Genomic DNA, 26541 nt, shown 5'->3' with positions numbered 1-26541 from the left:
TGTGGTTGAAATAGGGCTCAGGCAGAAATAATCCGATTCTTGCCCTGCCGTTTGGCCTCATACATCGCCGCATCCGCCCGGGCGAACAGGCTGTCGAGGTTTTCATCGCCATCGGTCAGATTGGTCAGACCCTGGCTGACGGTGATGCCAAACGTCTGCCCGTCATGGCTGAAACTCAAACGCTGAATTTCCTGCTGCAACCGCTCGGCCACTTGCTTGGCCATGTCCGGTGCGCACCCTGGAAATACCGCCGCAAACTCTTCCCCGCCAATCCGCCCGAACAGATCACCGCGACGTAACGAGCCGCGCCCGCACTCGGCGATCCGCTGCAACACGTTGTCGCCTTCGGGATGGCCGTAACTGTCGTTGATCACTTTAAAGTCATCGATATCCAGCAGCAAAAACGCCATAGGCGAACCCTGCGCACGCGCCTCTTCGAACTCACGGTTGGCGCACTCGAAGAAGTGGCGGCGATTGCTGCTTTGCGTCAGCACGTCGGTGGTCGCCAAGCGATGCAGCTCGGTTTCCATCTGTTTTTTGTCGGTGATGTCCTCGGCGATGCCGACGATGATCACCGGCTGACCGGGTTCGTCCTGACGGTTGATAAAGCATTTGTCGCTGAGCCAGCGCACCTGGCCGTCGGCGGCGATGATGCGGTATTCGCGATCCTCCACCGCGCCTTTGTGCAGGACTTCGGCGAGGCTGCGTTCGGCGTATTCCAGGTCATCGGGGTAGATGCTGTCGCGCCACTGGTTGTAGTCGGCCAGCAGCAGGCCGGCGGAGCGACCGAAAATCCGTTCATAGGCGGGGCTGACATACAGCACCTGCCGGGTTTCCCAGTTGAACGCCCAAAGCACGGCGTTGACGCTGACCAGCAAAGAGCTGAACAGCTGCTCGCGTTCGCTCAAACGGGCGACCTCGCCCTGGGCATGCATCAATGCCATGAGGGTTTGCGCGGCCTCGGGCCACTGCGGGAGGGATGAGTCTTTTTGGTTGTTATTGACCATCGGCACAGATCTCAAAGGACGTGCCGCAATTCGACAACGGCCACAATACAGCCCGCCGGGATGGCGAAGTGTCTTTGAGATAAGCGATTTTTAGCGAAGTTCCGAAGGGTGCACCCGGGAGTCGGGTGCACCGATCAACGGTCTCAGACCGCTGCAGGACGCAGCGAGTAGGTTTTCAACTGGTCGGCAAATTCACGCAAGGACTGGATGCCACTGGCTTCTGCCTCGTGAATCCACTCTTTGATGGCGGCGAGCATGTCGTGGCCATTTGCGCTGGTCTTGACCCAGATCTGCTGCAGGGCCAAGCGTTTTTCGTAAATTACCTTCAATGCCTGGCTGTGCTCGAGCATGGTCTGGATGCGCAGGTGGTGACGATCTTCCAGCAGGCTGGTTTCCCGTGACAGCAGGCGTTTGGCGCGGTGGAACTGGTGGCGCACCGAATGATCGACCTTGGCCAGTTCTTGCTTGACCAGCGGACCGATCACCAACTTGCGGTACTGGGCCATGATCTGGAAGCGGTTGTTGAGGATCGCCATGGCAGTGTCCATGTCCAGACTGCCCTTGCCTTCAACGCGGTGGGCAATCGGCGCTACACGCTGAACCTTGGCCAGACGCAGGAAGCAGAAGACTTTGATCCACGCCCAACCGAGGTCGAACTCCCACTTTTTCACCGACAACTTGGCCGAGTTAGGGTAGGTGTGATGGTTGTTGTGCAGTTCTTCGCCGCCGATCAGGATGCCCCACGGTACCAGATTGGTCGCCGCGTCGCGGCATTCGAAGTTGCGGTAGCCGACGGCATGGCCCAGACCGTTGATCACGCCAGCGGCCCACACCGGGATCCACATCATCTGGATCGCCCAGATGGTGATGCCGATGGTGCCGAACAGCAGCAGGTCGATAACGCCCATGATCGCCACGCCCAGCAGCGGGTAACGGCTGTAGACGTTGCGTTCGATCCAGTCTTCGGGGCAGTTCTTGCCGTAGATGCGCAGGGTTTCCGGGTTCTGCGCTTCGGCGCGATACAGCTCGGCGCCGGTACGCAGCACGGTGGAAAGGCCTTTGATGACCGGGCTGTGCGGGTCGTCTTCGGTTTCGCATTTGGCGTGGTGTTTACGGTGGATGGCGGTCCACTCGCGGGTGTTCTGCGCCGTGGTCAGCCACAGCCAGAAACGGAAAAAGTGCTTCAGGCCGGCATTCAGTTCCAACGAGCGATGGGCCGAGTAGCGGTGCAGATAGACCGTGACGGCAACAATCGTCACGTGGGTCATCAGCAGGGTGACTGCGACCAGAGACCAGGCCGACAAGCCAAGAAAACCTTCGTACCACATAGGCTATAGGGCCCTCGATAAAGATAAAAACAGCCGTTGCATTATCACCAAGCACACAGATAAAACCAGTCGCCCTTTCAGATAAGAGTCGCTGGATGTTTCTTGACCTATAATTCCAACCTTTTTGTAGGGACATGGACAGCCGAATGCCTGCCACTTACCGCGATGCATTGCGTGCAGCGCTGCTCTATCTCGTGCTTGCCGCTGTCTGGCTGCAAGGCACTGATCATTTATTAAACAATTTCTTCGATAACTCCGTCGATCTTGCCCGATGGCAACTGATCAACGGTTACTTCTTTGCGGCACTCAGCGCCGGGCTGATTTTTCTTGCGCGAGCGCGTTTGTGCACGTTTCTCGGAATCGGTGCACGGTTGCGCGAGCGCCATGTCGATCGCGAACGCTTGCGTCAGGCCGCGGCGGTATTTGATTGCACCCGCGAAGGCGTGTTGGTGACCAACCATCATGGGCTGATCGTGCACGTCAATCGCGCGTTCATGGAGATCACCGGTTATCAGCGTGAAGAAGTCATTGGGCAGCAGCCGAGTCTGTTCAAATCCGGCCATCATCCGCCAGGTTTCTATCAGGCAATGTTTGCCACCCTTGAGTCGCAGGGCGAATGGAGCGGTGAAATCTGGAATCGCCGAAAAAGCGGCGAGATTTATCCACAGTGGCAGACCATTCGGATTATTCACGATGATCAGGGCCGGCTCAGCCACTATGTCGCGGTGTTCTCCGATATCAGTGCGATCAAGGATTCCGAGCATGAGCTCAAACACCTCGCGCACCACGACCCGCTGACGGATCTGCCCAATCGTCTGCTGTTCAGCGACCGCGCCGAACAGGCGCTGGCCTCGGCGCAAAATCACAAGCGCGGCTGTGCATTGCTGATGCTGGATCTCGATCACTTCAAAATGATCAACGACAGCCTCGGACATAACATCGGCGATCGCTTGCTCAAGGCAGTAGCAGCGCGCCTGCAAGAACTGTTTGGCCCCGGCATTACCCTGGCGCGGCTGGGCGGCGACGAGTTCGCGGTGTTGGCAGAGAGTTGTCCTCAGCCGGTGCAGGCAGCAGCGCTGGCGCAACGTATTCTCGATGCGCTGAAGGAGCCGTTCAGCATTGATGGCAATCAGTTGTTCATCAACGCCAGCCTCGGCATCAGCCTGTTCCCCAGCGACGCGCTAAGCGCCGAGCAACTGTTGCGCAATGCCGACGCGGCGCTGTTCAAGGCCAAGAGCAGCGGCCGTAACGGGTACGCCTTGTACACCGAAGAACTTACCGCCCACGCCCAGCAACGGGTGGAAATCGCTTTCGAGCTGCGTCGCGCGCTTGAGCAGCAGGAACTGCGGGTTTACTACCAGCCCGTGCATGACTTGAAAACCAGCCGCCTGATTGGCGTCGAAGCGTTGGTGCGCTGGCAGCATCCGGTGCGTGGTCTGGTCTCGCCGGCGGAGTTCATTCCGATCGCTGAACGCACCGGGTTGATCGCCGAAATCGACGCCTGGGTGATGCAGCAGGCGTGTCGACAAATGTGCCAGTGGCAGCAGGCCGGAATCGTGCTGTCGTTTGTCGCGGTGAATGTTTCGTCACGATTGTTCGCTCGTCGTGAGCTGTATCAACAAGTGGCGCAGGTGCTGCGCGATACTGGGCTGGATCCGGCCTACCTGGAGCTGGAAGTCACCGAGAGCGCGGTGATGGATGATCCGGAGGTGGCGCTGGAGCAGATGCACCGTTTGCGTGAGCTGGGGATTCGCCTGGCCATTGATGATTTCGGCACGGGTTATTCGTCGCTGTTGCGGCTCAAGCGTTTGCCGGTGCAGAAGCTGAAGATCGATCAGGGATTTGTTGCAGGTTTGCCGTGGGATGAGGACGACGCGGCGATTGTCCGGGTGATCATCGCGCTGGCCCGGAGCATGGGCATGCAGGTGCATGCCGAGGGTATTGAACAGGTTGAGCAGGCGGCGTTTCTGCTTGAGCAGGAATGCGATCTGGGGCAAGGGTATTGGTTTGGGCGGCCGAGTCCGGCGCAGGAGATAGATTGGACGAGCGCACCGTTGATTGGCTAAGGCAGGCTCAAACTTGTTCCTGCGCGCAGCAAAGGCACGCCCTGCGTCGGCCCAAAATCGCGGCGCAGAGCGCCGCCGGCGGCATTCCTTTGCTGCGCGTGGGAACGATCAGTTTTTCAGTTATATAAACATTCTTAAATAGTCTTTTTAAGAATATCCGTGCCTCTCTTATATTGCTCCTACGCCGAACGCAGTGCCGCCCACTGCCAGGCAAATCCCATTCAAAGGAGCAGCACCATGAGCGCATCCCTTCGCAGCGTTGACGGTCAGGACGAAAGCACCATCTTGCGTGAAATCCAGAGCGCCCTGCGCGATCTGCGTTTCGGCGCGGTGGAAATCACTGTGCACAACGCGCAAGTCGTGCAGATCGAACGCAAAGAGAAATTCCGTTTGCAGCAACCGGGTAAACAACCGGGCTAAAAGATCGCAGCCTGCGGCAGCTCCTACGGGGGATTCATGTAGGAGCTGCCGAAGGCTGCGATCTTTGAACCGGCAACACGATTTCCGAAACACATAAGAAAAAGTCACCACCAGAATTCCAGGAGCTTTCACCATGTCGTCGATTCGCCGTTACGCTTTGGCCGCCCTGGCCAGCGCTGTGTTTGCCGGTTCCGCGGTTGCCAAGGATTACGAACTGCTCAACGTGTCGTATGACCCGACGCGCGAGCTGTATCAGGACTACAACGCTGAATTCATCAAGTTCTGGCAGAAAGATCACGCCGGCGACACTGTGAAAATCCAGCAATCCCACGGTGGTTCGGGCAAGCAGGGCCGCGCGGTCATCGACGGTCTGCGCGCTGACGTAGTGACTCTGGCGCTGGCTGGCGACATCGACGAAATCGCCAAACTCGGCAAGACCCTGCCCGCCGACTGGCAGAAGCGTCTGCCGGAAGCGAGCACGCCGTACACCTCGACCATCGTCTTCCTGGTACGCAAGGGCAACCCGAAAGGCATCAAGGACTGGGGCGATCTGGTCAAGAACGACGTCTCGGTGATTACCCCGAACCCGAAAACCTCCGGCGGTGCGCGCTGGAACTTCCTCGCCGCGTGGGCCTATGGCCTGAAAGCCAACGGCGGTGACGAAACCAAAGCCAAAGAATATGTGCAGACCCTGTTCAAGCACGTACCGATCCTCGACACCGGTGCACGCGGTTCGACCATTACCTTCGTCAACAACGGGCAGGGTGACGTGTTGCTGGCCTGGGAAAACGAAGCGTTCCTGGCGCTGAAAGAAGATGGCGGCGCTGACAAGTTCGACATCGTTGTGCCTTCGCTGTCGATCCTCGCCGAGCCGCCAGTGGCGGTGGTCGACAAGAACGCCGAGAAGAAGGGCAACGAGCAGATCGCCGAAGCCTACCTGAAGCATCTGTACAGCCCGGCCGGTCAGGAAATCGCCGCGAAGAACTTCTACCGTCCACGTGACAAGGACGTGGCCGCGAAGTACGCCCAGCAGTTCCCGAAACTCGATCTGGTGACCATCGACAAAGACTTCGGCGGCTGGAAAACCGCGCAACCGAAATTCTTCAACGACGGTGGCGTGTTCGACCAGATTTATCAGGCGCAGTAATCTGACTTCAGCCACACATCAAGCCTGAAGCCAGGCGCGGAAAATGTGGGAGCGAGCTTGCTCGCGAAAGCGGAGTGTCAGACGACGTAGAGTTGACTGATACTCCCTCTTCGCGAGCAAGCTCGCTCCCACATTGGTGCGTTCAGCGGAATGCTTTTTAACCAAGGACTTTTATGTCGCGTCGTATCTCCCCCGTCATACCCGGCTTCGGGCTGACGCTGGGCTACACCTTGGTGTACCTCAGCCTGATTGTGCTTATCCCGCTGGCGGCGATGTTCGTCCACGCCGCCCAACTCACCTGGGATCAGTTCTGGGCGATCATTTCCGCACCACGGGTGCTGGCCGCGTTGAAGCTGAGCTTCGGCACCGCGCTGTGTGCGGCGATCATCAACGGCATCATCGGCACATTGCTGGCGTGGGTGCTGGTGCGCTACACCTTCCCGGGGCGCAAGGTGATCGACGCGATGATCGATCTGCCGTTCGCCCTGCCGACAGCCGTGGCCGGTATCGCGTTGACCGCGCTGTACGCGCCGGCCGGTCTGGTTGGGCAATTCGCTGCCGACCTCGGTTTCAAAATCGCTTACACCCCACTGGGTATCACTTTGGCGCTGACCTTCGTCACGCTGCCGTTCGTGGTGCGCACGGTGCAACCGGTGCTGGCCGACATACCTCGTGAAGTCGAAGAAGCTGCCGCGTGCCTTGGTGCGAAGCCCTTGCAGGTGTTCCGCCACATCCTCGTGCCCGCGCTGCTGCCCGCCTGGCTGACCGGTTTTGCCTTGGCGTTCGCCCGTGGCGTCGGCGAGTACGGTTCGGTGATTTTCATTGCCGGCAACATGCCGATGAAAACCGAGATTCTTCCGCTGCTGATCATGGTCAAACTCGACCAATACGATTACACCGGGGCCACTGCCATCGGCGTGCTGATGCTGGTGGTTTCCTTCGTCCTGTTGCTGCTGATCAACTTGCTGCAGCGGCGCATCGAAACCCCATAAGGAGGCGCGAACCATGTCCCAATCGTCTATTGCGGCCGCCTCTTCGGCCAACGCTGCACGGCGTGGCAGTGCCACATCGCGCAGAGTCCTGATCGGTCTTGGCTGGCTGGTTTTTTTCCTGTTTCTGCTGCTGCCGTTGTTCATCGTCGTATCGCAGGGGTTGAAGAATGGCCTCGGCGCATTTTTCACCGCGATCTTTGAACCGGACGCACTGTCGGCACTGAAACTCACCGTGTTCGCCGTGCTAATTTCGGTGCCGCTGAACCTGGTGTTCGGCGTCAGCGCGGCGTGGTGCGTGAGCAAATACTCGTTCCGTGGCAAGAGCATGCTGGTGACGCTGATCGACCTGCCGTTCTCGGTGTCGCCGGTGATCGCCGGTCTGGTCTACGTGCTGATGTTTGGCGCGCAAGGCCTGTTCGGGCCGTGGTTGCAGGATCACGACATCCAGATCGTCTTCGCCCTGCCGGGCATCGTACTGGCGACGATTTTCGTCACCGTGCCGTTCGTGGCGCGTGAACTGATTCCGCTGATGCAGGAACAAGGCACGCAGGAAGAAGAAGCCGCGCGTCTGCTCGGCGCCAATGGCTGGCAGATGTTCTGGCATGTCACTGTGCCGAACATCAAGTGGGGCCTGATCTATGGCGTGGTGCTGTGTACCGCGCGAGCCATGGGTGAATTCGGTGCGGTGTCGGTGGTGTCCGGGCACATTCGCGGGGTGACCAACACCTTGCCGCTGCACGTCGAGATCCTCTACAACGAATACAACCACGTGGCCGCGTTCGCCGTGGCGAGCCTGTTGCTGATCCTGGCGCTCTTCATCCTGCTGCTCAAGCAGTGGAGCGAAAACCGTATCAACCGCCTGCGCGCCAGCGCCGCGGAGGAATAATTCATGTCGATCGAAGTGCGTAACGTCAGCAAGAATTTCAATGCGTTCAAGGCGCTGGACAACATCAGCCTGGATATCCACAGCGGTGAACTGGTCGCGCTGCTCGGCCCCTCGGGCTGCGGCAAGACCACGCTGCTGCGGATCATCGCTGGTCTGGAAACCCCGGATAACGGCAATATCGTTTTCCACGGTGAAGACGTTTCCGGCCACGACGTGCGTGATCGCAACGTCGGTTTCGTGTTCCAGCACTACGCTTTGTTCCGCCACATGACCGTGTTCGACAACGTCGCGTTCGGCCTGCGCATGAAACCGAAAAACCAGCGCCCGAGCGAAAGCCAGATTGCGGTCAAGGTTCATGAGTTGCTGAACATGGTGCAGCTGGATTGGTTGTCGGATCGTTATCCGGAGCAATTGTCTGGTGGTCAGCGTCAGCGGATTGCTTTGGCGCGTGCCTTGGCGGTCGAGCCGAAAGTGTTGCTGCTCGATGAGCCGTTCGGCGCCCTTGATGCCAAGGTACGTAAAGAGCTGCGCCGCTGGCTGGCGCGGTTGCACGAAGACATCAACCTGACGTCGGTGTTCGTGACCCACGACCAGGAAGAAGCGATGGAAGTTGCTGACCGCATTGTGGTGATGAACAAGGGCGTGATCGAGCAGATTGGTTCACCGGGCGACGTCTACGAAAACCCGGCCAGCGATTTCGTTTATCACTTCCTCGGTGATTCGAACCGTTTGCTGCTGAGCGACGACAATCACGTGCTGTTCCGCCCGCATGAGGTGTCGTTGTCCAAGCATGAGCTGGAAGATCACCATGCGGCTGAGGTGCGTGATATTCGACCGCTGGGCGCGACTACGCGGGTGACGTTGAAAGTTGAAGGGCAGACTGATTTGATCGAGGCCGAAGTGGTGAAAGACCACGATAGCCTGATCGGCTTGGCCAAGGGGGAGACCCTGTTCTTCAAGCCGAAGGTCTGGCAGAAAGTCGCCAGCCTTTAAGATCAAAAGCTTCGCGAGCAAGCTCGCTCCCACAGGGAATTCGGTCAGACATGAAGTTTGTGTTCAGCACCAGTCCACTGTGGGAGCGAGCTTGCTCGCGAATGTGATTTAGACAGCCGCACGATTCGGATTGACCCGCACAACTCCGGCCCGCGCCTCGATCTGCTCCTTCAATTCGAGTCGCATCCCGAGCATGAACGCCACCTCGGCCACGACAAACAACGGCCCGACAATCAGCCCCGAGACATCATCGACAAACGCCGGTTTGCGCCCTTCATAGTGATGCCCGACAAACTGGATCACCCAGCCAACGACAAACATCGCCAGCCCGCTGCTCAACCAGACCATCGTGCTCTGCTGCGCCAGCACGTGCCCGGCCCAGACGGATAAGCTCATCAGTACGGCCATCAGCACGCCCAACTTCACCTCAAGACGCAGATAAAACCACGCCGAGGCCAGCGCCACGATCACGGCTGGAGATATCCACAACCCGCCCAGCGACCATTCTGGCCGCGACAACAAAACCGCCACCGCCACCACAATCAGCGGAATGCCGATAAAGTGGCTGGCGATGTTGCGCGGATCGCGGTGGTAGGCAGCGTATTGACTGAGATGGTCGACGAGGCTTTTCATTGTTGTTCCTCCGGTAGGGTTGATCACATCATCCCTCGGGATCAGGGTTCGCTCTGTCAGGCAGGCGACAATCCAGGAGTGTTTATGCAAATTCGTTCACGGCTGATGAGCGGGCAGTGGTTCAGTCATCTGCCTGTGTCCTTTCAGGATAGCTTGCTGGCGGCGGCCCGAGAGCGGCGGCTGACGGCGGGTCAGCGCCTGTTTCAGCGCGGCGATGCGCCGTGCGGTTTGTACGCGGTGCTTGATGGCGCCGTGCGCATCGGTGCGGTGAGTGAGCAGGGTAAGGAAGCGTTGCTGAGTCTGGTGGAAGCGCCGCACTGGTTTGGTGAAATCTGCCTGTTCGATGGCCAGCCGCGCACCCATGACGCCTATGCGGTCGGGCCGTGCACGTTGCTGAATATCCCGCAGGCGGTGCTGCTGAAACTGCTCGATGAGCAGCCGGTGTACTGGCGACACCTGGCGCTGCTGATGAGCCACAAACTGCGCCTGGCCTTCATCAACCTCGAACAACTGAGCCTGCTGCCAGCGCCGGCGCGTCTGGCCCATCGCTTGCTGATGATCGCCGAAGGCTACGGCGAACTCGACGCGCCACGCCGGGTACTGCAACTGCCGCAGGAGCAGTTGGCGTCGATGCTGTCGCTGTCGCGGCAGACCACCAACCAGATTCTCAAGGATTTGCAGGGGCAGGGGATTATCGGGCTCGGGTATGGCGAAATCGAAATCCTCGACGCCACGCGGTTGCGCGCCCTGGCCACGATCTAGGATCTAACACCGAACCATTGTAGGAGTGAGCCTGCTCGCGATAGCGGTCTGTCAGTCACAGATTGATCAACTGACAGATTGCTATCGCGAGCAGGCTCACTCCTACAGGGGGATTTGTGTAGGGCTCAGGAACCGCGATAGGTCGAGAAGCCGTACGGGCTGAGCAGCAGCGGGATGTGGTAATGCTGATCGGTTTGCTTCACTTCGAAGATCACCGGAATCTCCGGGAAGAACGTGTCGTGCTTGACCTTCTTGAAGTACTCGCCGGTCTTGAACACCACGCGGTATTCACCTGCTTCAAAAGGCTGTTTGGCCGGGAACAGCTCGGCAATCCGCCCTTGTTCATTGGTCGTGCCCTGAGCCAGTGGCTGCCAGTCCTGGCCGACGTGTTTCTCCAGCGTCACGTTGATGCCCGGCGACGGCAGGCCGTTTTCCAGATTGAGCACGTGCACGCTCAGTGGGTTGCCAGCGGCCAGCGCCAGGCTTGAAAAAGCACTCAGGCCGAGCGCGGCGAAGGTCATGCGCAAAGTATTCATGGATGCATCTCCTTATTGGGAACGGGTGATGGCCAGACCGGTTTTCTCGGCAGCCTTGATTGCACAGTTTTCGTCTTGCTCACCGCCGCCGGAACCGGCCACGCCCATTGCGCCAACCAGCTCATCAGCGGCGAACAATGGAATCCCACCGCCGAGCAAGAGCAACTCGTCGAGGGTATTGAGATTGGCGGTTTCCGGATTGCTGCGAGCGCGTTCTGCAAACAGCCGGGTGGCGGTTTTGGTCGACAGCGCGGTATACGCCTTGCGCTGGCTGGCGGCGGTGTTGTGCGGGCCGACACCGTCGCCGCGCAGGATCACCAGCAGATTGCCGCCACGGTCGAGCACCGACACCGTGCCGGTGCAGTTGGCCATGGCGGTGTCGGCGAGCAGCCGTGCGGTTTTCAGATCGAGATCAGCGTGACGCGGCAGCTCAGGACTGGCGACAGCAACGCCACTGAGGCCGATCATCAGGCTTGCAACGAGGAATTTGACGGTCATGGACAGCCTCCAAAAGCGAAGGTCGCCACCTTAATCGCCGGTCTTCGTCAGAACCTCGTCAGTCTGATTACAAGTTTGTAATGGGCAACGCCGCCGAAGGCGCCTAGCCTGTGTGCCTATCAATCGAGGTGTGCCATGCGTTTGCTGGTCGTAGAAGATGAAGCCAAAACCGCGAATTTCCTCGCCAAAGGCCTGGGCGAGTCGGGTTTTGCCGTGGACGTGGCGCTCAACGGCCTCGATGGGCGCTATTTCATCGAGCAACAGGAATATGACCTGATCATCCTCGACGTAATGCTCCCCGGCCTCAATGGCTGGCAATTGCTGCAGCTGATCCGCCAGCGCGGCGCCACGCCGGTGCTGTTCCTGACTGCCAAGGACGCCATTGAAGACCGCGTGCGCGGCCTCGAACTGGGCGCCGACGATTACTTGCTCAAACCCTTCGCCTTCGCCGAACTGCTCGCGCGGGTGCGCACGTTGTTGCGACGCGGGCCAATGCGCGAAGCCGAGTCGTACACCATTGCCGATCTGGAAATCGACGTACTGCGGCGCCGCGTCAGTCGTGGTGGTCAGCGTATTGCCCTGACCAACAAGGAATTCGCCTTGCTGCAATTGCTCGCCAGCCGTCAGGGCGAAGTGCTGTCGCGCACGTTGATTGCCTCGCAGGTGTGGAACCTGAATTTCGACAGCGACACCAACATGGTCGAAGTAGCGGTGCGTCGTTTGCGCGCGAAAGTCGATGATCCGTACATGCCGAAACTGATCCACACCGTGCGCGGCGTCGGCTATCAATTGGAAGCGCCGGACGATGCGCTCTAGGTCGATCGCCTGGCGTCTGGCGCTGGCGTTCGCATTGGTCTGCGCTTTGGTGTTGAGTGCTATCGGTGTGTTTCTCTACCGTTCGCTGGCCTCGGAAATCGCCTACCGCGACGACCTCGCGTTGCTCGGTCGACTGGAGCAGGTGCGCGCCTTGCTCGCCGACAGCGACAGCCTCGATGCCTTGCAGGCGCGGCCGCGGCTGTATCAGAACATGCTCGGTAATCTCGACAGCCTGCTATTGGTGCGCCGCGCCGATGGCTCCAGTGTGATCGCTATCAACCCACGGCAACGCGAGTTGCCCGCGCTGAACGCGATCCCCCGCGAGCAAACGCCGCAGCGCCCCGATGTGCTCACGTGGCAAGCACCGGACGGTGCCGAATTGGCGCTGTTGTCCGGCGAAGCGCAAGGGCCGAATGGCGAGCCGCTGACGATCATCGCCGGTAAAGTGCTGAGTGAGCGCGAGCAGATGCTCGGCAGCTATCGCATACGCTTGTACCTGTCGGTTGGCCTCGGTGCGTTGCTCGCCTTTGCCTTGGGCTTGCTGTTGCTGCGCCGGGGCCTGCGACCGTTGCGCCAGTTGAGCGAAGCGGTACGGGGTATCGACCTGCGCAGCCTCGATCAACGCCTTCCCGCCAATGGCACGCCGGCAGAATTGCTGGAACCCGTGCAGGCGCTCAACGGCATGCTGGCCCGACTGGACGACAGCGTGCAGCGCCTCTCGCAGTTCTCCGCCGACCTCGCCCACGAGATCCGTACGCCGTTGCACACCTTGCTGGCGAGCAACGGTCAGGCGCTGAATCATCCGCGCAGTACGGCGGAATATCAGGAAGTGCTGGCCTCGAACATGGAAGAGTTCGAGAGGCTCAAGCGCATGGCGGAAAACCTGATGTTCCTCGCCCGGGCAGAACAGGCCGAACGCGCGCTTAATCTGCAAACGCTGGATTTGCACAGCGTTGGCAGTGAACTGTGCGATTACTTTGAAGCCTTGGCGGATGACCGCGACGTGCGGCTGGACAATCAACTGCATGGCGAACTGCTTGCCGATCAGCAATTGCTGCAACGTGCGCTGGGCAACTTGCTGGCCAATGCCGTGCGTCATGCTGATCCCGGAACCGTGATCAGCCTGCGTCGCCGCGATGAGGCGGGTTGGTGTTGGTTGCAGGTGCACAACCACGGGCCGGCCATTGCGCCGGAGCATCTGGGCAAACTGTTTGACCGCTTTTACCGTGTCGATCCTTCGCGCGCCGAGCCGGGGGATTCGGGTGGCTTGGGGTTGGCGATCGTGCAGTCGATCATGCAATTGCATGGTGGGCAGGTGCAGGTGAACAGTGATGTTGGCGGCACTATTTTTGAGCTGGGCTTTGCGTTGAATTAAAGGGCGCTATTGCGAGCAGGCTCACTCCTACAATTGGAATGCGTTCCCCCTGTAGGAGTGAGCCTGCTCGCAATAGCGCCAGATCAGACAAACTGATTCTGGATCAGCGCAACCCATCGCGAAACTGCCCCGGCGTCATTCCCGTCCAGCGCTTGAACGCGCGGCTGAAGCTGCTGGTATCAGCAAACCCGAGCAGATAACTCACCTCACTCAACGAACACTGCGGATCGCGCAGATGCAGCAGCGCCAGATTCTCCCGGCTTTCGTTAAGCAACGTATCAAAGCGGCAACCCTCATCCGCCAGATGCCGCTGCAAACTGCGCAAGCTCAAATGCAACGCCTGGGCAATGCGCTCTGCACTTGGCTCACCTTCCGGCAATTGTTCTTCAATCGCATCGCGCACCTTGCGCTCCCAGGTCAGCGGTTGGAGCTGGGCCATCGTGCGTTTGAGCACGGCTTCGTTGTGTTCGGCGAGTTCCGGGTTGGCGTCGTCGAGGTGGCTGTCGAAGTCGGCGAGAGCGAACTCCAGGCGATCCTCGGCGCAGCCGAAATGCACCGGGGCGCGGAAGACTTTGTGCCATTGGTGTGCATCGGTTGGTTCCGGACGCCGCAGGTAAACCGCCAGTGGCGCGTAGTCGCGACCAAGGCGATTGCGGCAGGTACGCACGTAGATCGCGGTGAACGCGTCGATGGCTTCGAAGGCTGGTGCGGGATTGCCTGACGGAATTTTCAGACGGAATTGGTAGCGGTCCTCGCCACGACTCAGCTCCAGTTCCAGCGCATCGCTGACCACCGGGTGATAGCGCACGATACGTTCGAACACCTCACGCAGGCTGCCACTGGCGACCAGCGCATAACCGAGGGCATGGAACGTGGTCGGGCTGACAAAGCGTGACACGCGCAGCCCGATCGCCGGGTCGCCGCTGACCTGCACGGCGATTTCCCACAGGCGCGTGGTGCCGGACAGTGGATAGCGCGCGTTGGGGTCGTCCATCAAATTCGGGTCGAGCCCGGCCTGCTGGCACAGGGCAATGCTGTCCAGCCCCAGCGCATCGAGTTGTTTGCGCAAGGCACGGGTCCAGCTGGCGAGAGAGGTCGGTTCCTTCATGCAGATTGGCGCTTCCGGTCAACAGGTTGGCGTTCTCGGCTACCGCAATTGAAGCCTTGGCGAGGCACGATGCGAACATCATAAACCCGAGGATGGAAGCATGGACGGTACTTCTGCAAGTCCCCAGCGACACAATGCGGCCCAGCGATCAGCGCATATTCGCCAAGTGGTGCTGGCCAAAGGCGTCGAACTGCGCGAGCGCTACCCGATTCTCCAGCATCAGGATGCGCTTGGGGCGGGGATTCTGGCCTTTGCCCTGATCGGGATGATCGGCTCGGCGGCGCTGTATATCAGCGGCCACTTGGCGTGGTGGGTTTGCCTGCTGCTCAACGCGTTTTTTGCTTCGCTGACCCATGAGCTTGAGCACGACTTGATCCACAGCATGTATTTTCGCAAGCAACGTGTGCCGCACAACCTGATGATGGGCCTGGTGTGGCTGGCGCGGCCGAGCACGATCAATCCGTGGATTCGTCGCCATCTGCACCTCAATCACCACAAGGTCTCCGGCACTGAAACCGACATGGAAGAACGCGCGATCACCAACGGCGAGCCGTGGGGCTTTGCGCGCTTGCTGATGGTCGGTGACAACGTGATGTCGGCGTTTATCCGCATGCTGCGGGCCAAGACCTGGGCGCACAAGTTCAGCATCATCAAGCGCACGCTGAAGGTCTACGCGCCGCTGGCGCTGGTGCATTGGGGCGCGTGGTATGTGTTTCTCGGTTTTCATGCGGCCAACGGCATCGCCTATCTGCTGGGCTCGCCAATCGAGTGGTCGGCGACGACGTTATCGGTGATGCAGGTGATCGATATCGCCGCTGTAGTGATCATCGGCCCGAACGTATTGCGCACGTTTTGCCTGCACTTCATCAGCTCGAACATGCATTACTACGGCGATGTTGAACTGGGTAATGTGCTGCAGCAGTGTCAGGTATTGAACCCTTGGTGGCTGTGGCCATTGCAGGCGTTCTGCTTCAACTTTGGCAGCAGTCACGGGATTCATCATTTTGTCGTGAAGGAACCGTTTTACATTCGTCAGCTGACCGTGCCGGTGGCGCATAAGGTGATGCGTGAGATGGGCGTGCGGTTTAATGATTTTGGGACGTTTGGTCGGGCGAACCGGTTTGTTCGTCGGGATGAAGTTGTGGTGGCTGGGGAGGCGGTGAAGGCCTGACAAGCAGCCCTCACCCTAGCCCTCTCCCGGAGGGAGAGGGGACTGATTGGGGGATATTGGGGAAGTACGCCGACGAAAGAGTTTTGTCGAATCCATGATCGACTGGTTTTCACAGGTCGATGTTTAGCGAAAGACACCTCGGTCAGCGCCCTCTCCCTCCGGGAGAGGGCTGGGGTGAGGGTGTTCTTGATCTCCCCTTCAATCCGGCTGAAACGGCGACTCACTCAAAATCACCCCAGTCTCCTCGACATACTGCTGCCAATGCCCAATCAACGCGCTGAGCTTCTTCGGCCGACTCACCGCCAGATCATGAATCTCCCCCGGATCATTGCTCAAATCATACAGCTGCCACGTCGCCGGCCCCACCGGGCCAGGAATCCACACCGCTTTCCACGACCCCTGCCGAATCGCCCGGCGCCCGAACAACTCCCAACCCGTCACCGTGTGCTCGTCATGCACCTGCGCAGTCTCACCCGACAAAAAACCCAGCCACGATTTGCCACGCAACGGCGCCACCGGTTTGCCGTGCCAGAGCTTGCCCGGATGACGCACACCGGCCAGATCGAGAATGGTCGGCGTGATGTCCATCACCGTGCCGAAACCATGGCTGATCTGCCCTTTGATCGCCAGTTGCGGATAGTGCAACAGCGCCGGCACGCGAATCCCGCCTTCGGTGGTAAACGCCTTGAACAACCGCGACGGCGCGGTCGCCACCTGCGCCCAGTTCGGCCCGTACCAGACGTAGGAATTGGCTCGGCCAATGTTGTCGAGGCTGTTGTCGTAATGATGGCTGAGGTACGTCACCAGTTCCGGGCCGAACTTGGGGAACGCTTCCAGCAGCGCGCCTTCGGCACCGTTGTCGGACATGAACAGGATGAACGTATTGTCGAGTTGCCCTTGCTGACGCAGGTAATCGACGACCCGGCCAATGTTCCAGTCCATGCGCTCGACCATTGCCGCGTAGACCTCCATGGCCCGCGCGGAAATCTGTTTTTGTTCCTCGCTTAATGCGTCCCACTGCTGGGTCAACTGAATCAATGGATGCGGCTCGACGTCCGGTTCAATCAGGCCGAGAGCTTTGAGTTTTTCCAGTCGCTCCAGGCGCAACACTTCAGGGCCAGCGTCATAGCGGCCACGGTATTTCTCGACGATCTCGGCCGGTGCCTGCAACGGCCAGTGTGGCGCGGAGAACGGCAGATAGGCGAAGAACGGCCGGGTCTGGTCACGCTCTTTGAGGTACTGCAATAACTTGTCGCCGAAGGCGTCGGAGGAATAGAAGTCCTTGGGCAGTTCGTCGAGAAACGTGTCGTCCTCGATGTACAGCGCCGGAGTGGATTTCAACAGACCGGGCGTTTTTTCATCGTAGGTCGGCTCGAAACCGTAATGGTTGGCCGCGCCGGGCAACAGCGAAAACGAACGCTCGAAACCCCGCGCATGCGGCGCCAGTTCAGCCTTCAAACCCAAGTGCCATTTGCCGCTCATCAACGTTTGATAACCGGCCTCGCGCAGCAACTCCGGCAGCGCCACCACGCGATCATTGAGATAGCCCTCATAACCCGGTTTACCGATGAGTTCCGGGGTCAGCGTTTCGGCCATGGTGCCGATGCCGGCGATGTGGTGGTCGGTGCCGGTCAGCAACATCGAGCGCGTTGGCGAGCAGGTCGGCGCGGTATGAAAATCGGTCAAACGCAAGCCATTGTTGGCCAGGGCATCAAGGTGCGGCGTGGCGATTTCGCCGCCGAACGCACCGATGTCGGAGAAGCCTAAATCGTCGGCCAGAATCACCAGAAAATTGGGACGTTGCGGCATCGCAAAACTCCTGTTCAGCAGGCAATGAACGTCAGCGGCAGATCGCGGATCTGTACCGGTACGCTCGGTTGGTAATGGTCGTCACTGGTCAGCTCGTGCAGCAGCTCTTCACGCAACTGATGGAAGTCGAAACTGCTGCGCTGGCGCGGATGGGGCAGGGCGATGTCGACCACTTGCTTGATCCGCCCCGGACGCGGCTCCATCACCACCACGCGGTCGGCGAGGAAGATCGCTTCTTCGACGTCATGGGTGACGAGGATCGTGGTGATTTTTGCGCGGTCGCGGATCGCCAGCAGCTCGTCCTGCATCTGCTGACGGGTGAGTGCATCGAGCGCGCCCAAGGGTTCGTCGAGCAGCAGAATTCTGGGGCTGGCAACCAGGCCGCGAGCAATCGCCACGCGCTGGGCCATGCCGCCAGAGAGCTGGTGCGGGTAGGCACGGGTGAAGTCGCGCAGGCCGACCAGATCGATGAAATCGTTGATCCGCTGTTGCTTCTGCGCAGCGCTCAGCGGCTCGTTGACCAAGCCCAGGCCGATGTTGTCGGCGACGGTCAGCCACGGAAACAAACGGTGCTCCTGAAAGACGATGCCGCGCTCGCCGCCGATGCCACTGACGGCTTTTCCATCCACTGTGATCTGCCCGCGAAATTGCGTGTCGAGACCGACCAGCAAGCGCAGCAAGGTAGATTTACCGCAGCCGCTGGAACCGACAATCGCGACAAACTCGCCCTCGGCAATGTCCAGATTGAATTCGCGAATCGCCTCCAGTTCGAAACCGTCGACGTCGAAGGATTTGCCTACATGTTTGAAGCTGACAATCGGTGCGTTCATGCGTGTCTCCAGCGGGTCGCGCGAATTTCCAGGCGTTGGCCAATGAGGTTGAGCAGGGCGCCGGTGATGCCGACGAAGAGCATGCCGGCCATGATCAGGTCCATGCGCAGCAGTTGTTGTGCGCCGATCATCTGGCTGCCGATGCCGCCGTTGGACGGCATGAAATATTCAGCGCCGATGGTGCCGAGCCAGGCGTAGATCAGGCTCAGTCTGATGCCTGCGAAAATTCCCGGCGCGGCGCCCGGCAGCACCAGCCGACGCAGGCGTTGGCCGAGGCTGAGGCGCAGCACTTGTGCGGCTTCATTGAGTTGTGGCGAGAGGTTGGCAACGCTGCGTTGCGTGGCGATAAACAGCGGAAAGAAGGCGGCGAGGGCGACGAACACCCACTTGGCCAATTCGCCGAGACCGAACCACGCGGTGAGCAGCGGCACCCAGGCGAAGATGGCGATCTGGCGGAGGGCGGCGAGGGTCGGGCCGAGCAGGCGTTCGCTGGTGCGCGACAAGCCCAGCAGCAAGCCGAGGGCAAAACCGAGTCCGCCGCCCAACAGCAAACCGCCGAGGGTGCGACCGAGGCTGAGCGCCATGCCGCTGATCAATGTGCCATCGAGCACGCCAGCCCATGCCGTGCTCAAAACGGCCAACGGGCTGACCAGAATGTTGGCATCGACCCACTGCAGTTCGTTTGCCAATTGCCACAGCGCCAACAAGCCCAGCGGTAGCAGCCATGGTTGCAGCCGCTGCCAGCCTTCATAACGCGGGCCGCGGCGAATTTCAGCAGTGGCCGGGTGCGGCCAGTGCACCAGTTTCTTGTCCAGCAGGCCGATACCGCGATCCATCGCTACACCGATCAAACCGATCACCACGATGCAGACGAACACGATGTCGAGCATGAACAACTGCCGCGCCCAGACCATCAGGTAACCGATGCCTTCGCTGGAGGCCAGCAGTTCGACTGCTAGCAATGAGGTCCACCCGGCGGCCAATGCCAGACGTACGCCAGCCATGAACGCGGGAAGGGCGGCGGGCAGCACCAGGCGTCGAATCAAAAGGTGCGGTGGCAAGCGTAAAACAGCGGCAGCTTCGCGCAGTTTTGGTTGTGCATCTCTTACGCCGACCAGTGTGTGCAGGGTTACCGGAACCACGATGGCTTTGATCAGCACCACCAGTTTCAGTACTTCGCCGATGCCGAAGAACACCATGAACAAGGGAATCCACGCCAGCGTCGGTATTTGTGAAAGTCCGGCGAAGGTCGGGAAGATCAAGCGTTCAAGACGACGACTGAATCCCAGTGCTGCGCCGAGCAATGCACCCGCAGAAACCCCCGCGAGCAGTCCCCAGAACAAACGCTGCAGACTGATCCACAGATGGCTCCACAACTCGCCCTGCGACAACTCGACAGCGCTGTTCCACACCAGTGACGGCGCGGGCAGGATCTGTTCGCTCATCCATTCGTTGCGGGCGGCCAGCCACCACAGGGCGAACAGGCTGAGCGGCAGCAGCCACGGCAACAGTCGTTGGTTCAGGCTTGGCCATGTACGCCGACTCTTCAGCGGCGGAGCGGGGAGTGGAAGACTGAGCAATGATTGGCGGGCCATGGGTGACCTCCGTTGTCGGGTTGGCTCAAGATCAAGATCAAAAGATCGCAGCCTTCGGCAGCTCCTACGGGGGAATGCGTCCTTGCATTGACCCCTGTAGGAGCTGCCGAAGGCTGCGATCTCTTGCGGTATTAACTAAGAGCTAATGGTTATAAATAATCGTTAATAAGTTGTTTTTAGAGATAAGCAGCGCCATTTAAGGCCTCCAGCCCACACGCATCCAATGCATTCGAAGAATATTTTCGATGCTGTTAATGCATACGCCGCTGCAAGCCCCGTTAATGCTCGCTTAGCGTTAAAAGCTATAAAAATGTGCATTTATAGTATTTAAGCGAAGGTATTCATTCGGCCTACTTTCGGCTCCTCAACGCCCGTCGTGATCAAGGAGCTGCACCCATGAACCTCCCCTTCAAACGTGTTTTCAGTCTGTTTGCCGTTCCTGCTCTGGCGGGCCTGTTGGCGTTCACCGCGCATGCCGACGAACTCAAGGAAATCAGAATCGCCGTGCCCGACCTGAGTGCCGGCACCCAGCACAGCGGCGGCGGCGTGGTCGACGTGTTGCGCGATCAGCAGATTTTCGAAAAAGCCTTCGCCGAGCAGGGCATCAAGATTCAGTGGAGTTTCTTCAAAGGTGCCGGGCCGGTGATCAACGAGGCATTTGCCAATGGTCAGGTTGATCTGGCGTATCTGGGCGATCTGGCGGCAATCATCGGCAAGTCCAATGGTCTGGATACACGTTTGCTCAGCGCCAGTGCGCGTGGCGTGAAGCAGTATCTGGGGGTGGTGCCGGGTTCTGGGATCAAAACTTTGCAGGATCTCAAGGGCAAGCGCGTGGCGATCTTCCGTGGCACCGCCACGCAGTTGTCGTTTGATGCGGCGCTGGCCAGTCAGGGCCTGAGCGAGAAGGATCTGAAAGTCATCAATCTGGATTTCAATGCAGCGGTCGCGGCGTTGGCAGCCAAGCAGATCGATGCGTCCTGGGGCAGTTCCGGGTTGACCGCATTGCAGGCCAAGGGCCTGGCCGAGTTGCCGCTGAACACCAAGGATCTCGGTGGCGCAGGCAGCGTGCAGTCGGTACTGGTCGGCACGGGCAAGTTTGTCGACGCGCACCCGGAAGCGGTGGCGAAATTGCTCAAGGCACAGCAGCAGGCGGTGGAGTGGCTGACCGAGGACAGCAACAAGGCGGCTTACGTGCAACTGGTCTCGGGTCTGGCCAGTTATCCACCGGTGATCCTGACGCAGGATCTGCAGGATCAGAAATTGAGCGAAGTGTTCCCGTCGACGCTGGATCCGGTGTTCCTCGGCAGCTTGCAGGACAAAGTGGATCTGGCGGCGCAGCAGAAGCTGATTCGCAAGCCGTTCAAGGTCAACGATTGGGTGGCGCCTGAGTTGGCCGCGGCCAAACTCTGAATCTTTAGCGTTTGACCCGGTGCCATCGCGAGCAGGCTCACTCCTACATTTGGAATGCGTTCCCCTGTAGGAGTGAGCCTGCTCGCGATAGCGTCCTAAACAGCGACGCTGACGTCCTGCCGATCCACCGCGACCAACGTCTCGATCAGCGCCCGCGCCGCCGGCGACAGGCGAAACCCGGTGCGACTGACGATCCCGCAGCGCGCATTCATGCTTTCCAGGTTCTGCGGCAGATTGCGCCAGTGCAGCAACACCAGCGAACCCTTGGCAATGTCCTCGACAAACGCCTCCTCCGTGCCCACGCCAATCGCATTCGATTGCAGCACCACCTTCACCAGCGCCGGAAAGTGCTCGGTCTCGATGGTCGGGGAAAAGTCGATGCGTCCACTGAGGTTCGCCAGCAATTTACGAATGCCCGGCGGGATCAGCGTGGTCGCCAGCGGGTAGTCGAACATGTCGTTGGTCGACAGGCTTTCCTTGGCCAATAGCGGATGCCCCGGCCGGCAGAAAAACACCCCACGTTTGGGTGTCAGTGCCTGGGTCTGAAAGTTCGGATCGGATTCGAAATGGCGGATGTCGGCGATGAAGAACTCGATCTCTTCACGGCTCAGGGCGCGACTGAGTTTTTCCCAGTTATCCACCTGAAAACAGGTGCGCACTTTCGGGTGCGCGTTGATGAATTGCGCCACCGCATCCGGCACCAGTTTCACTGCTGGCGCCGGGCCGCAACCGAAGTGCACCTCGCCGGCGTCGAGCTTGGTCATCTGCGTCACTTCGGCGCTGAGCAGCGCCGCGCCTTGCACCAGGCTCAGGGCGTGTTGCAGCACCACTTGGCCCTCGGGTGTAGGGCGCAAATCCTTGTTGCCGCGATCCACCAGCACGCAGCCGAATTCCTGCTCCAGCCCCTGAATACTGCGACTGAACGCCGGCTGTGTGATGCCCATCGCGTCCGCCGCACGGACAAAACTGCGGTGTTCGTTGAGGGCGATGAAGTAACGCAACTGGCGAAGATCCATATGCTTTTCCGGCATCCTAAAAATAGCTCGAAGGCATTTGCGACGAGGGTTGCTAGAGGTTTTAAATGCAAGCTCTTATTCCGTCAACGAAGCATGTGAATATCTATTAGATGTAAATGGAATATAGATAGAGCGTTGTTTCGCTGCCGTCCAACCGTAAGCAGTCGATGAGGGTCTACCCATGAGCAATGCCGCACTCGCAGTTAAACCCGCTGTCCACGCGCTGGAAATCCACCCGGTGGCCGGTCGTATCGGCGCCGAGATCCGTGGCGTGCATTTGTCCGGTGAACTGGACGCCGCCACGATCGAAGCCATTCAACAAGCGTTGGTGCAATACAAAGTCGTGTTCTTCCGTGAGCAGACCCAGCTTGATGATCAGCGTCAGGAAGCCTTCGCCCATTTGCTCGGCGAACCCGTGGCGCACCCGACCGTCCCGTCCCGTGAGGGCACCCGTTATCTGCTCGAACTGGACGGCGCTGAAGGCCAGCGCGCCAACTCCTGGCACACCGACGTAACCTTCGTCGACGCCTACCCGAAAGCCTCGATCCTGCGCTCGGTGGTAGCCCCGGCCTTCGGTGGCGACACGCTGTGGGCCAACACCGCGACGGCGTACAACGGCTTGCCGACCGAGCTGCGTGAACTGGCCGACAAACTGGTCGCCGTGCACAGCAACGAATACGACTACGCCAGCGCGAAACCGGACGTCTCGGTGGAGAAGCTTGAGCGCTATCGCAAGGTCTTCACCTCCACCGTGTACGAGACCGAGCACCCGGTAGTTCGCGTGCACCCGATCAGTGGCGAGAAGAGTTTGTTGTTGGGGCATTTCGTCAAACGCATCAAGGGCTATTCGCAGGCGGATTCGGCGCATCTGTTCGGGCTGTTGCAGAGTCATGTGATCCGTCAGGAAAACACCGTGCGCTGGCGCTGGAAGGCTGGTGATGTGGCGATCTGGGACAACCGCTCGACGCAGCATTATGCGATTGATGATTACGGTACTCAGGATCGGGTGGTGCGGCGGGTGACGCTCAAGGGTGAAGTGCCGGTGGGGGCGAATGGGCAGCGCAGTCAAACCATCAAAGGTCGTGACTGAAGATCAAGAGCCCCTCACCCCAGCCCTCTCCCGGAGGGAGAGGGAGCCGACCGAGTTGTTTTGGGTTATGCGTGGACCTGAAAGATCTTTATCGATTATGGATTCGGTGAAGCACGATCAGGTCGGTGTACCTCTGAAATATCCCCCATTCAGTCCCCTCTCCCTCCGGGAGAGGGTTAGGGTGAGGGGCACTTCCCGCTACCAAACCCCAATCTGCACAACCTTCTCGGTCTCCGGCTCACCATAACGAAACCGCTGCCCCCGCAAATCAATCTCCTGATGACTGATCGTCGTCCTCCGCTTCAACCCCCGCACCCATTCAAACAAATACCCCGCATGCTCCTCGCGCACCGCCGCGAACGCCGGGTCATCCCCCAGATCACGCAACTCCTGCGGATCATTCAGCAGATCAAACAACTGCGGTCGAAAACCGTCGTACGCCAGGTATTTCCAGCGCTCGCTACGCACCATGGTCATGCGGCAACGATCAATCGGCTGGCCCAGACGCTCCCGCGCCGGCGCCTGGAAGGCATAGTCGTATTCGCTGATTGCATAACGCCGCCAATCTGGGTTTTCACCGTGCAGTAGCGGGATCAACGAGCGCCCTTCAAGCCGATGCTCTGCCCCCGGCAACCCCAACGCTTGAAGAAACGTCGGTAGGGCGTCGATGGTTTCCGCCAGTCGATCATCTACCGTTCCGCGCGTGACATCCGCCGCCGCGCGAGGGTCGCGCACGATCAACGGTACCCCCACCGCCTGCTCCAGCAAAAACTCCTTCTCACCGAGCCAGTGATCGCCCAAAAAGTCGCCGTGATCGCTGGTGAACACGATCAGCGTGTCATCCCATCGACCATTGCTCTGCAGAAAATCGAACAGCCGTCCGAGTTGATCATCCACCTGCTTGATCAGGCCCATGTACGTAGGGATTACAGTCAATCGTACTGAGTCGCGGGAAAAGTTGAGGCTTTCCTCATGCTGACGAAAGGCAGTGTATACGGGGTGTTTGCTGGCTTCGGAGGGCGTCGCGCGGATCGCTTCGAGAATCGATTTCGTACTGTACAAGGCGTGGTACGGCGTCGGTACGATGTAGGGCCAGTGCGGTTTGATATAGGAAAGGTGTAAACACCACGATTTCTCGCCTTGCTCGGTGATGAAGTCGATGGCTCGATTTGTAGTGTAGACAGTCTCTGAGTGTTGCTCGGGAATTCGTGCTGGCAAATTCGCATGACGCATTTGCCAGCCGCTGAGGATTTCACCGTTGGCGCCTTCGGCGGCGTTGGCCCAGTCGTGCCAAGGGTTTTTGCCGTCGAAGCCGTGTTCACGCAGGTAATGGGTATAGGGCGCGGATTCGCGTTTGTCGTCGAACAGCGGGTCGTCGGGGTAGATGCCGTCGTGGCGCATGTAAGGTTCGAAACCGACTTCGTTGAGGATTTCGGCCTGTTCGCTTTCGGGATTGATTGCCAGGCGTTGCAAGGCATCGACATTCGCCGTCGCGTGGGTCTTGCCGACCAGCGCAGTACGAATGCCGTGCGGGCGCAGGTAATCGCCGATGGTCAGTTCTTCCAGCGGCAACGGCACGGCGTTCCACGCCACTTGATGGCTGCTGACATAGCGTCCGGTGTAGGCCGACATCCGCGACGGGCCGCAAATTGTGCCTTGGGTGTAGGCGCGGCTGAAACGCACGCCGGCTGCAGCCAGGCGATCGATATTCGGCGTGTGCAGATGCGGATGGCCGTAGCAGGACAGGTAATCGCGGCGCAGTTGATCGCACATGATGTACAGCACGTTGCGCACGGGGTTTGGCGAGTTGGACATGGTTTCACCGGTCAGAGAGACAGGTGGGGTTTTTCGCTTTCAGTGGGGGTGTTCGGCAAGTGCATTTGGGGAATGGGTTTTATGCAGGAAATGCATCGGTGCCTGTGCCGGCCTCTTCGCGAGCAGGCTCGCTCCCACAGGGTTGGTGGCGATCACACATTCTGTATTCACCACAATCCATTGTGGGAGCGAGCTTGCTCGCGAAGAGGTCCGATCAAACGGCGAGATTCTGTAGTGAGCAAACCTCTTCATCCTGCTGATCAATCGCCTTGATCTGCTCAATCATCGCCTCCGCCAACGGCGACAACCGATACCCTGCGCGGCTGACAATCCCGTAGCGGGTGTACAGCTCCTCAAGATCATCCGCCAGTCCTTCGATGCGCAAGCACACCAACTCACCTTTGGCCTGATGCAGCGCGTCGGAATACGCCCCGACAATCCCGATCGCATCCGAACGCAGCACCACGCTGAGCAGGCTCGAGCTGTTTTCACACTCCACATTGGGTGTGAAATCCGGCCGCCCACTGAGGTCGACTATGACTTTGCGCAGGTTCGGCGGACGAATACTTACCGCCAAGGGATAGCTCATCAATTGCTCGGCGGTGACCCGCTCAAACCCGGCCAAAGGGTGGCCGGCACGGCAGCAGAAATGCCATTTGCGCGGTCGCAACCGGTAGGTCAGGTAATCCGGATCTGCCTCGAAGTGCCGAGTGTCCGCGACGAAAAATTCAAACTCTTCGCTGAGTAACCGCTTGCTCAGACTTTGCCAGTCATCGACCTGAAACTGCACCCGCGCTTTCGGATAGCGGCCGATGAAGCTGCCAATCGCCCGAGGGATCAAACCCGCCGCCGGCGCCGGCCCACAACCGAAGCGTAATTCCCCCGCTTCCAGCCCATTGAACTGACTGATCTCGTTGGCCATCTGCTGCGCGCCACTGACCAGTCGCCGCGCGTGCTCAAGCAGGACCTGGCCCTGTTTGGTCGGCGGTAATTCCTTGCGCCCGCGATCGACCAACTGGCAGCCGACGCTGTGCTCGAGCGCCTGAATGCTGCGGCTGAACGCCGACTGCGACAGGTTCACCGCCTGCGCGCCGGCGACGAAGCTGCGTTGTTCAGCTAGGGCGATGAAGTGACGAAGTTGGCGCAAGTCGATATGCATTTTTCACATAAAAAATATCCGGGAAATGCATTGGATATGCATTAGGTCGACTCCTTATAAAGGCAATCTCTTATGCAGT

At 59.4% G+C, this 26541-nt stretch carries 24 protein-coding genes; 12 read left to right on the top strand and 12 right to left on the bottom strand.

What is annotated here, in order from left to right; genetic code table 11:
- Positions 1–17 precede the first annotated feature (17 nt).
- Positions 18–1007, bottom strand: coding sequence for a GGDEF domain-containing protein (locus GTU76_RS19850; RefSeq protein WP_016987606.1), 990 nt, complete (start codon positions 1005–1007; stop codon positions 18–20).
- 143 nt (positions 1008–1150) lie between these two features.
- On the bottom strand, positions 1151–2335 hold the full coding sequence (gene desA / locus GTU76_RS19845; RefSeq protein ID WP_016987605.1) for a delta-9 fatty acid desaturase DesA: 1185 nt from the start codon (positions 2333–2335) through the stop codon (positions 1151–1153).
- Positions 2336–2481: 146 nt separating this feature from the next.
- Here desA and dibA point away from each other — a divergent pair, with 146 nt between their 5' ends.
- From dibA to GTU76_RS19815, 6 genes are all read left to right on the top strand, one after another.
- On the top strand, positions 2482–4401 hold the full coding sequence (dibA, locus tag GTU76_RS19840; RefSeq protein ID WP_180699395.1) for a phosphodiesterase DibA: 1920 nt from the start codon (positions 2482–2484) through the stop codon (positions 4399–4401).
- A gap of 237 nt (positions 4402–4638) precedes the next feature.
- Positions 4639–4821 carry a sulfur starvation response protein OscA gene (gene oscA / locus GTU76_RS19835; protein ID WP_007917682.1) on the top strand — a complete coding sequence of 61 codons (183 nt, stop codon included), beginning with the start codon at positions 4639–4641 and terminating at the stop codon, positions 4819–4821.
- Between the two features lie 133 nt (positions 4822–4954).
- Complete coding sequence (locus tag GTU76_RS19830; RefSeq protein WP_016987603.1) at positions 4955–5968, top strand: sulfate ABC transporter substrate-binding protein; 1014 nt, start codon at positions 4955–4957, stop codon at positions 5966–5968.
- A 173-nt stretch (positions 5969–6141) separates the two neighbouring features.
- Positions 6142–6960, top strand: a complete 819-nt coding sequence (gene cysT / locus GTU76_RS19825; RefSeq protein WP_008080019.1) for a sulfate ABC transporter permease subunit CysT — start codon at positions 6142–6144, stop codon at positions 6958–6960.
- Positions 6961–6973: 13 nt separating this feature from the next.
- Positions 6974–7846: a sulfate ABC transporter permease subunit CysW gene (gene cysW / locus GTU76_RS19820; protein ID WP_108224225.1), complete on the top strand. Its 873-nt coding sequence runs from the start codon at positions 6974–6976 to the stop codon at positions 7844–7846.
- A gap of 3 nt (positions 7847–7849) precedes the next feature.
- Positions 7850–8839, top strand: coding sequence for a sulfate/molybdate ABC transporter ATP-binding protein (locus GTU76_RS19815; protein WP_016987602.1), 990 nt, complete (start codon positions 7850–7852; stop codon positions 8837–8839).
- A gap of 108 nt (positions 8840–8947) precedes the next feature.
- On the opposite strand, the gene GTU76_RS19810 is transcribed toward GTU76_RS19815, so the two are convergent.
- Positions 8948–9472, bottom strand: a complete 525-nt coding sequence (locus GTU76_RS19810; protein ID WP_016987601.1) for an Mpo1 family 2-hydroxy fatty acid dioxygenase — start codon at positions 9470–9472, stop codon at positions 8948–8950.
- An 84-nt stretch (positions 9473–9556) separates the two neighbouring features.
- On the opposite strand from GTU76_RS19810, the gene GTU76_RS19805 reads away from it, so the two are divergent.
- Positions 9557–10234, top strand: coding sequence for a Crp/Fnr family transcriptional regulator (locus GTU76_RS19805; protein ID WP_180699394.1), 678 nt, complete (start codon positions 9557–9559; stop codon positions 10232–10234).
- Positions 10235–10359: 125 nt separating this feature from the next.
- Here GTU76_RS19805 and uraH read toward each other — a convergent pair whose 3' ends face one another.
- Together uraH and GTU76_RS19795 are read right to left on the bottom strand one after the other, a co-directional pair.
- On the bottom strand, positions 10360–10770 hold the full coding sequence (gene uraH / locus GTU76_RS19800) for a hydroxyisourate hydrolase (RefSeq protein WP_016987599.1): 411 nt from the start codon (positions 10768–10770) through the stop codon (positions 10360–10362).
- A gap of 12 nt (positions 10771–10782) precedes the next feature.
- Positions 10783–11268 (bottom strand): GlcG/HbpS family heme-binding protein, encoded by a 486-nt coding sequence (locus tag GTU76_RS19795; RefSeq protein ID WP_016987598.1) that lies wholly within the window; start codon positions 11266–11268, stop codon positions 10783–10785.
- Between the two features lie 135 nt (positions 11269–11403).
- On the opposite strand from GTU76_RS19795, the gene GTU76_RS19790 reads away from it, so the two are divergent.
- Both GTU76_RS19790 and GTU76_RS19785 read left to right on the top strand, forming a co-directional pair.
- Positions 11404–12084: a heavy metal response regulator transcription factor gene (locus GTU76_RS19790; RefSeq protein WP_016987597.1), complete on the top strand. Its 681-nt coding sequence runs from the start codon at positions 11404–11406 to the stop codon at positions 12082–12084.
- Entirely contained in the window at positions 12074–13459 is a 1386-nt protein-coding gene (locus GTU76_RS19785) for a heavy metal sensor histidine kinase (protein WP_180699393.1), read from the top strand. The genes GTU76_RS19790 and GTU76_RS19785 overlap by 11 nt, the downstream gene beginning before the upstream one ends.
- 103 nt (positions 13460–13562) lie before the next feature.
- Here GTU76_RS19785 and GTU76_RS19780 read toward each other — a convergent pair whose 3' ends face one another.
- The gene (locus tag GTU76_RS19780) at positions 13563–14567 is read right to left on the bottom strand and encodes an AraC family transcriptional regulator (protein WP_180699392.1); all 1005 of its coding nucleotides are present in this window, start codon (positions 14565–14567) and stop codon (positions 13563–13565) included.
- 100 nt (positions 14568–14667) lie between these two features.
- Here GTU76_RS19780 and GTU76_RS19775 point away from each other — a divergent pair, with 100 nt between their 5' ends.
- A complete protein-coding gene (locus tag GTU76_RS19775; protein WP_180699391.1) occupies positions 14668–15738 on the top strand; it encodes a fatty acid desaturase in 1071 nt (356 codons plus the stop codon).
- A 198-nt stretch (positions 15739–15936) separates the two neighbouring features.
- Here GTU76_RS19775 and GTU76_RS19770 read toward each other — a convergent pair whose 3' ends face one another.
- The 3 genes from GTU76_RS19770 to GTU76_RS19760 are packed head-to-tail and all read right to left on the bottom strand — an operon-like array spanning position 15937 to position 19972.
- Entirely contained in the window at positions 15937–17547 is a 1611-nt protein-coding gene (locus GTU76_RS19770; protein WP_180699390.1) for an arylsulfatase, read from the bottom strand.
- Between the two features lie 14 nt (positions 17548–17561).
- Positions 17562–18377 carry an ABC transporter ATP-binding protein gene (locus GTU76_RS19765; RefSeq protein ID WP_180699389.1) on the bottom strand — a complete coding sequence of 272 codons (816 nt, stop codon included), beginning with the start codon at positions 18375–18377 and terminating at the stop codon, positions 17562–17564.
- Positions 18374–19972, bottom strand: coding sequence for an ABC transporter permease (locus GTU76_RS19760; protein WP_180699388.1), 1599 nt, complete (start codon positions 19970–19972; stop codon positions 18374–18376). Before GTU76_RS19760 ends, GTU76_RS19765 begins: the two co-directional genes overlap by 4 nt.
- 396 nt (positions 19973–20368) lie before the next feature.
- On the opposite strand from GTU76_RS19760, the gene GTU76_RS19755 reads away from it, so the two are divergent.
- Positions 20369–21382 carry an ABC transporter substrate-binding protein gene (locus tag GTU76_RS19755; protein ID WP_180699387.1) on the top strand — a complete coding sequence of 338 codons (1014 nt, stop codon included), beginning with the start codon at positions 20369–20371 and terminating at the stop codon, positions 21380–21382.
- A 95-nt stretch (positions 21383–21477) separates the two neighbouring features.
- Here GTU76_RS19755 and GTU76_RS19750 read toward each other — a convergent pair whose 3' ends face one another.
- Positions 21478–22398 (bottom strand): LysR family transcriptional regulator, encoded by a 921-nt coding sequence (locus tag GTU76_RS19750; RefSeq protein WP_016985202.1) that lies wholly within the window; start codon positions 22396–22398, stop codon positions 21478–21480.
- Positions 22399–22579: 181 nt separating this feature from the next.
- Here GTU76_RS19750 and GTU76_RS19745 point away from each other — a divergent pair, with 181 nt between their 5' ends.
- Complete coding sequence (locus tag GTU76_RS19745; protein ID WP_180699386.1) at positions 22580–23488, top strand: TauD/TfdA dioxygenase family protein; 909 nt, start codon at positions 22580–22582, stop codon at positions 23486–23488.
- A gap of 198 nt (positions 23489–23686) precedes the next feature.
- Here GTU76_RS19745 and GTU76_RS19740 read toward each other — a convergent pair whose 3' ends face one another.
- Positions 23687–25303: an alkaline phosphatase family protein gene (locus tag GTU76_RS19740; RefSeq protein ID WP_180699385.1), complete on the bottom strand. Its 1617-nt coding sequence runs from the start codon at positions 25301–25303 to the stop codon at positions 23687–23689.
- Between the two features lie 214 nt (positions 25304–25517).
- Positions 25518–26462: a LysR family transcriptional regulator gene (locus GTU76_RS19735; RefSeq protein ID WP_093440466.1), complete on the bottom strand. Its 945-nt coding sequence runs from the start codon at positions 26460–26462 to the stop codon at positions 25518–25520.
- Positions 26463–26541 lie beyond the last annotated feature (79 nt).

Origin of the sequence: Pseudomonas crudilactis (assembly GCF_013433315.1) — a bacterium.
Lineage (GTDB): Bacteria > Pseudomonadota > Gammaproteobacteria > Pseudomonadales > Pseudomonadaceae > Aquipseudomonas > Aquipseudomonas crudilactis.
The sequence above is the reverse complement of the archived record's forward strand: the minus strand, read 5'-3'. Positions and strand labels throughout refer to the sequence as shown.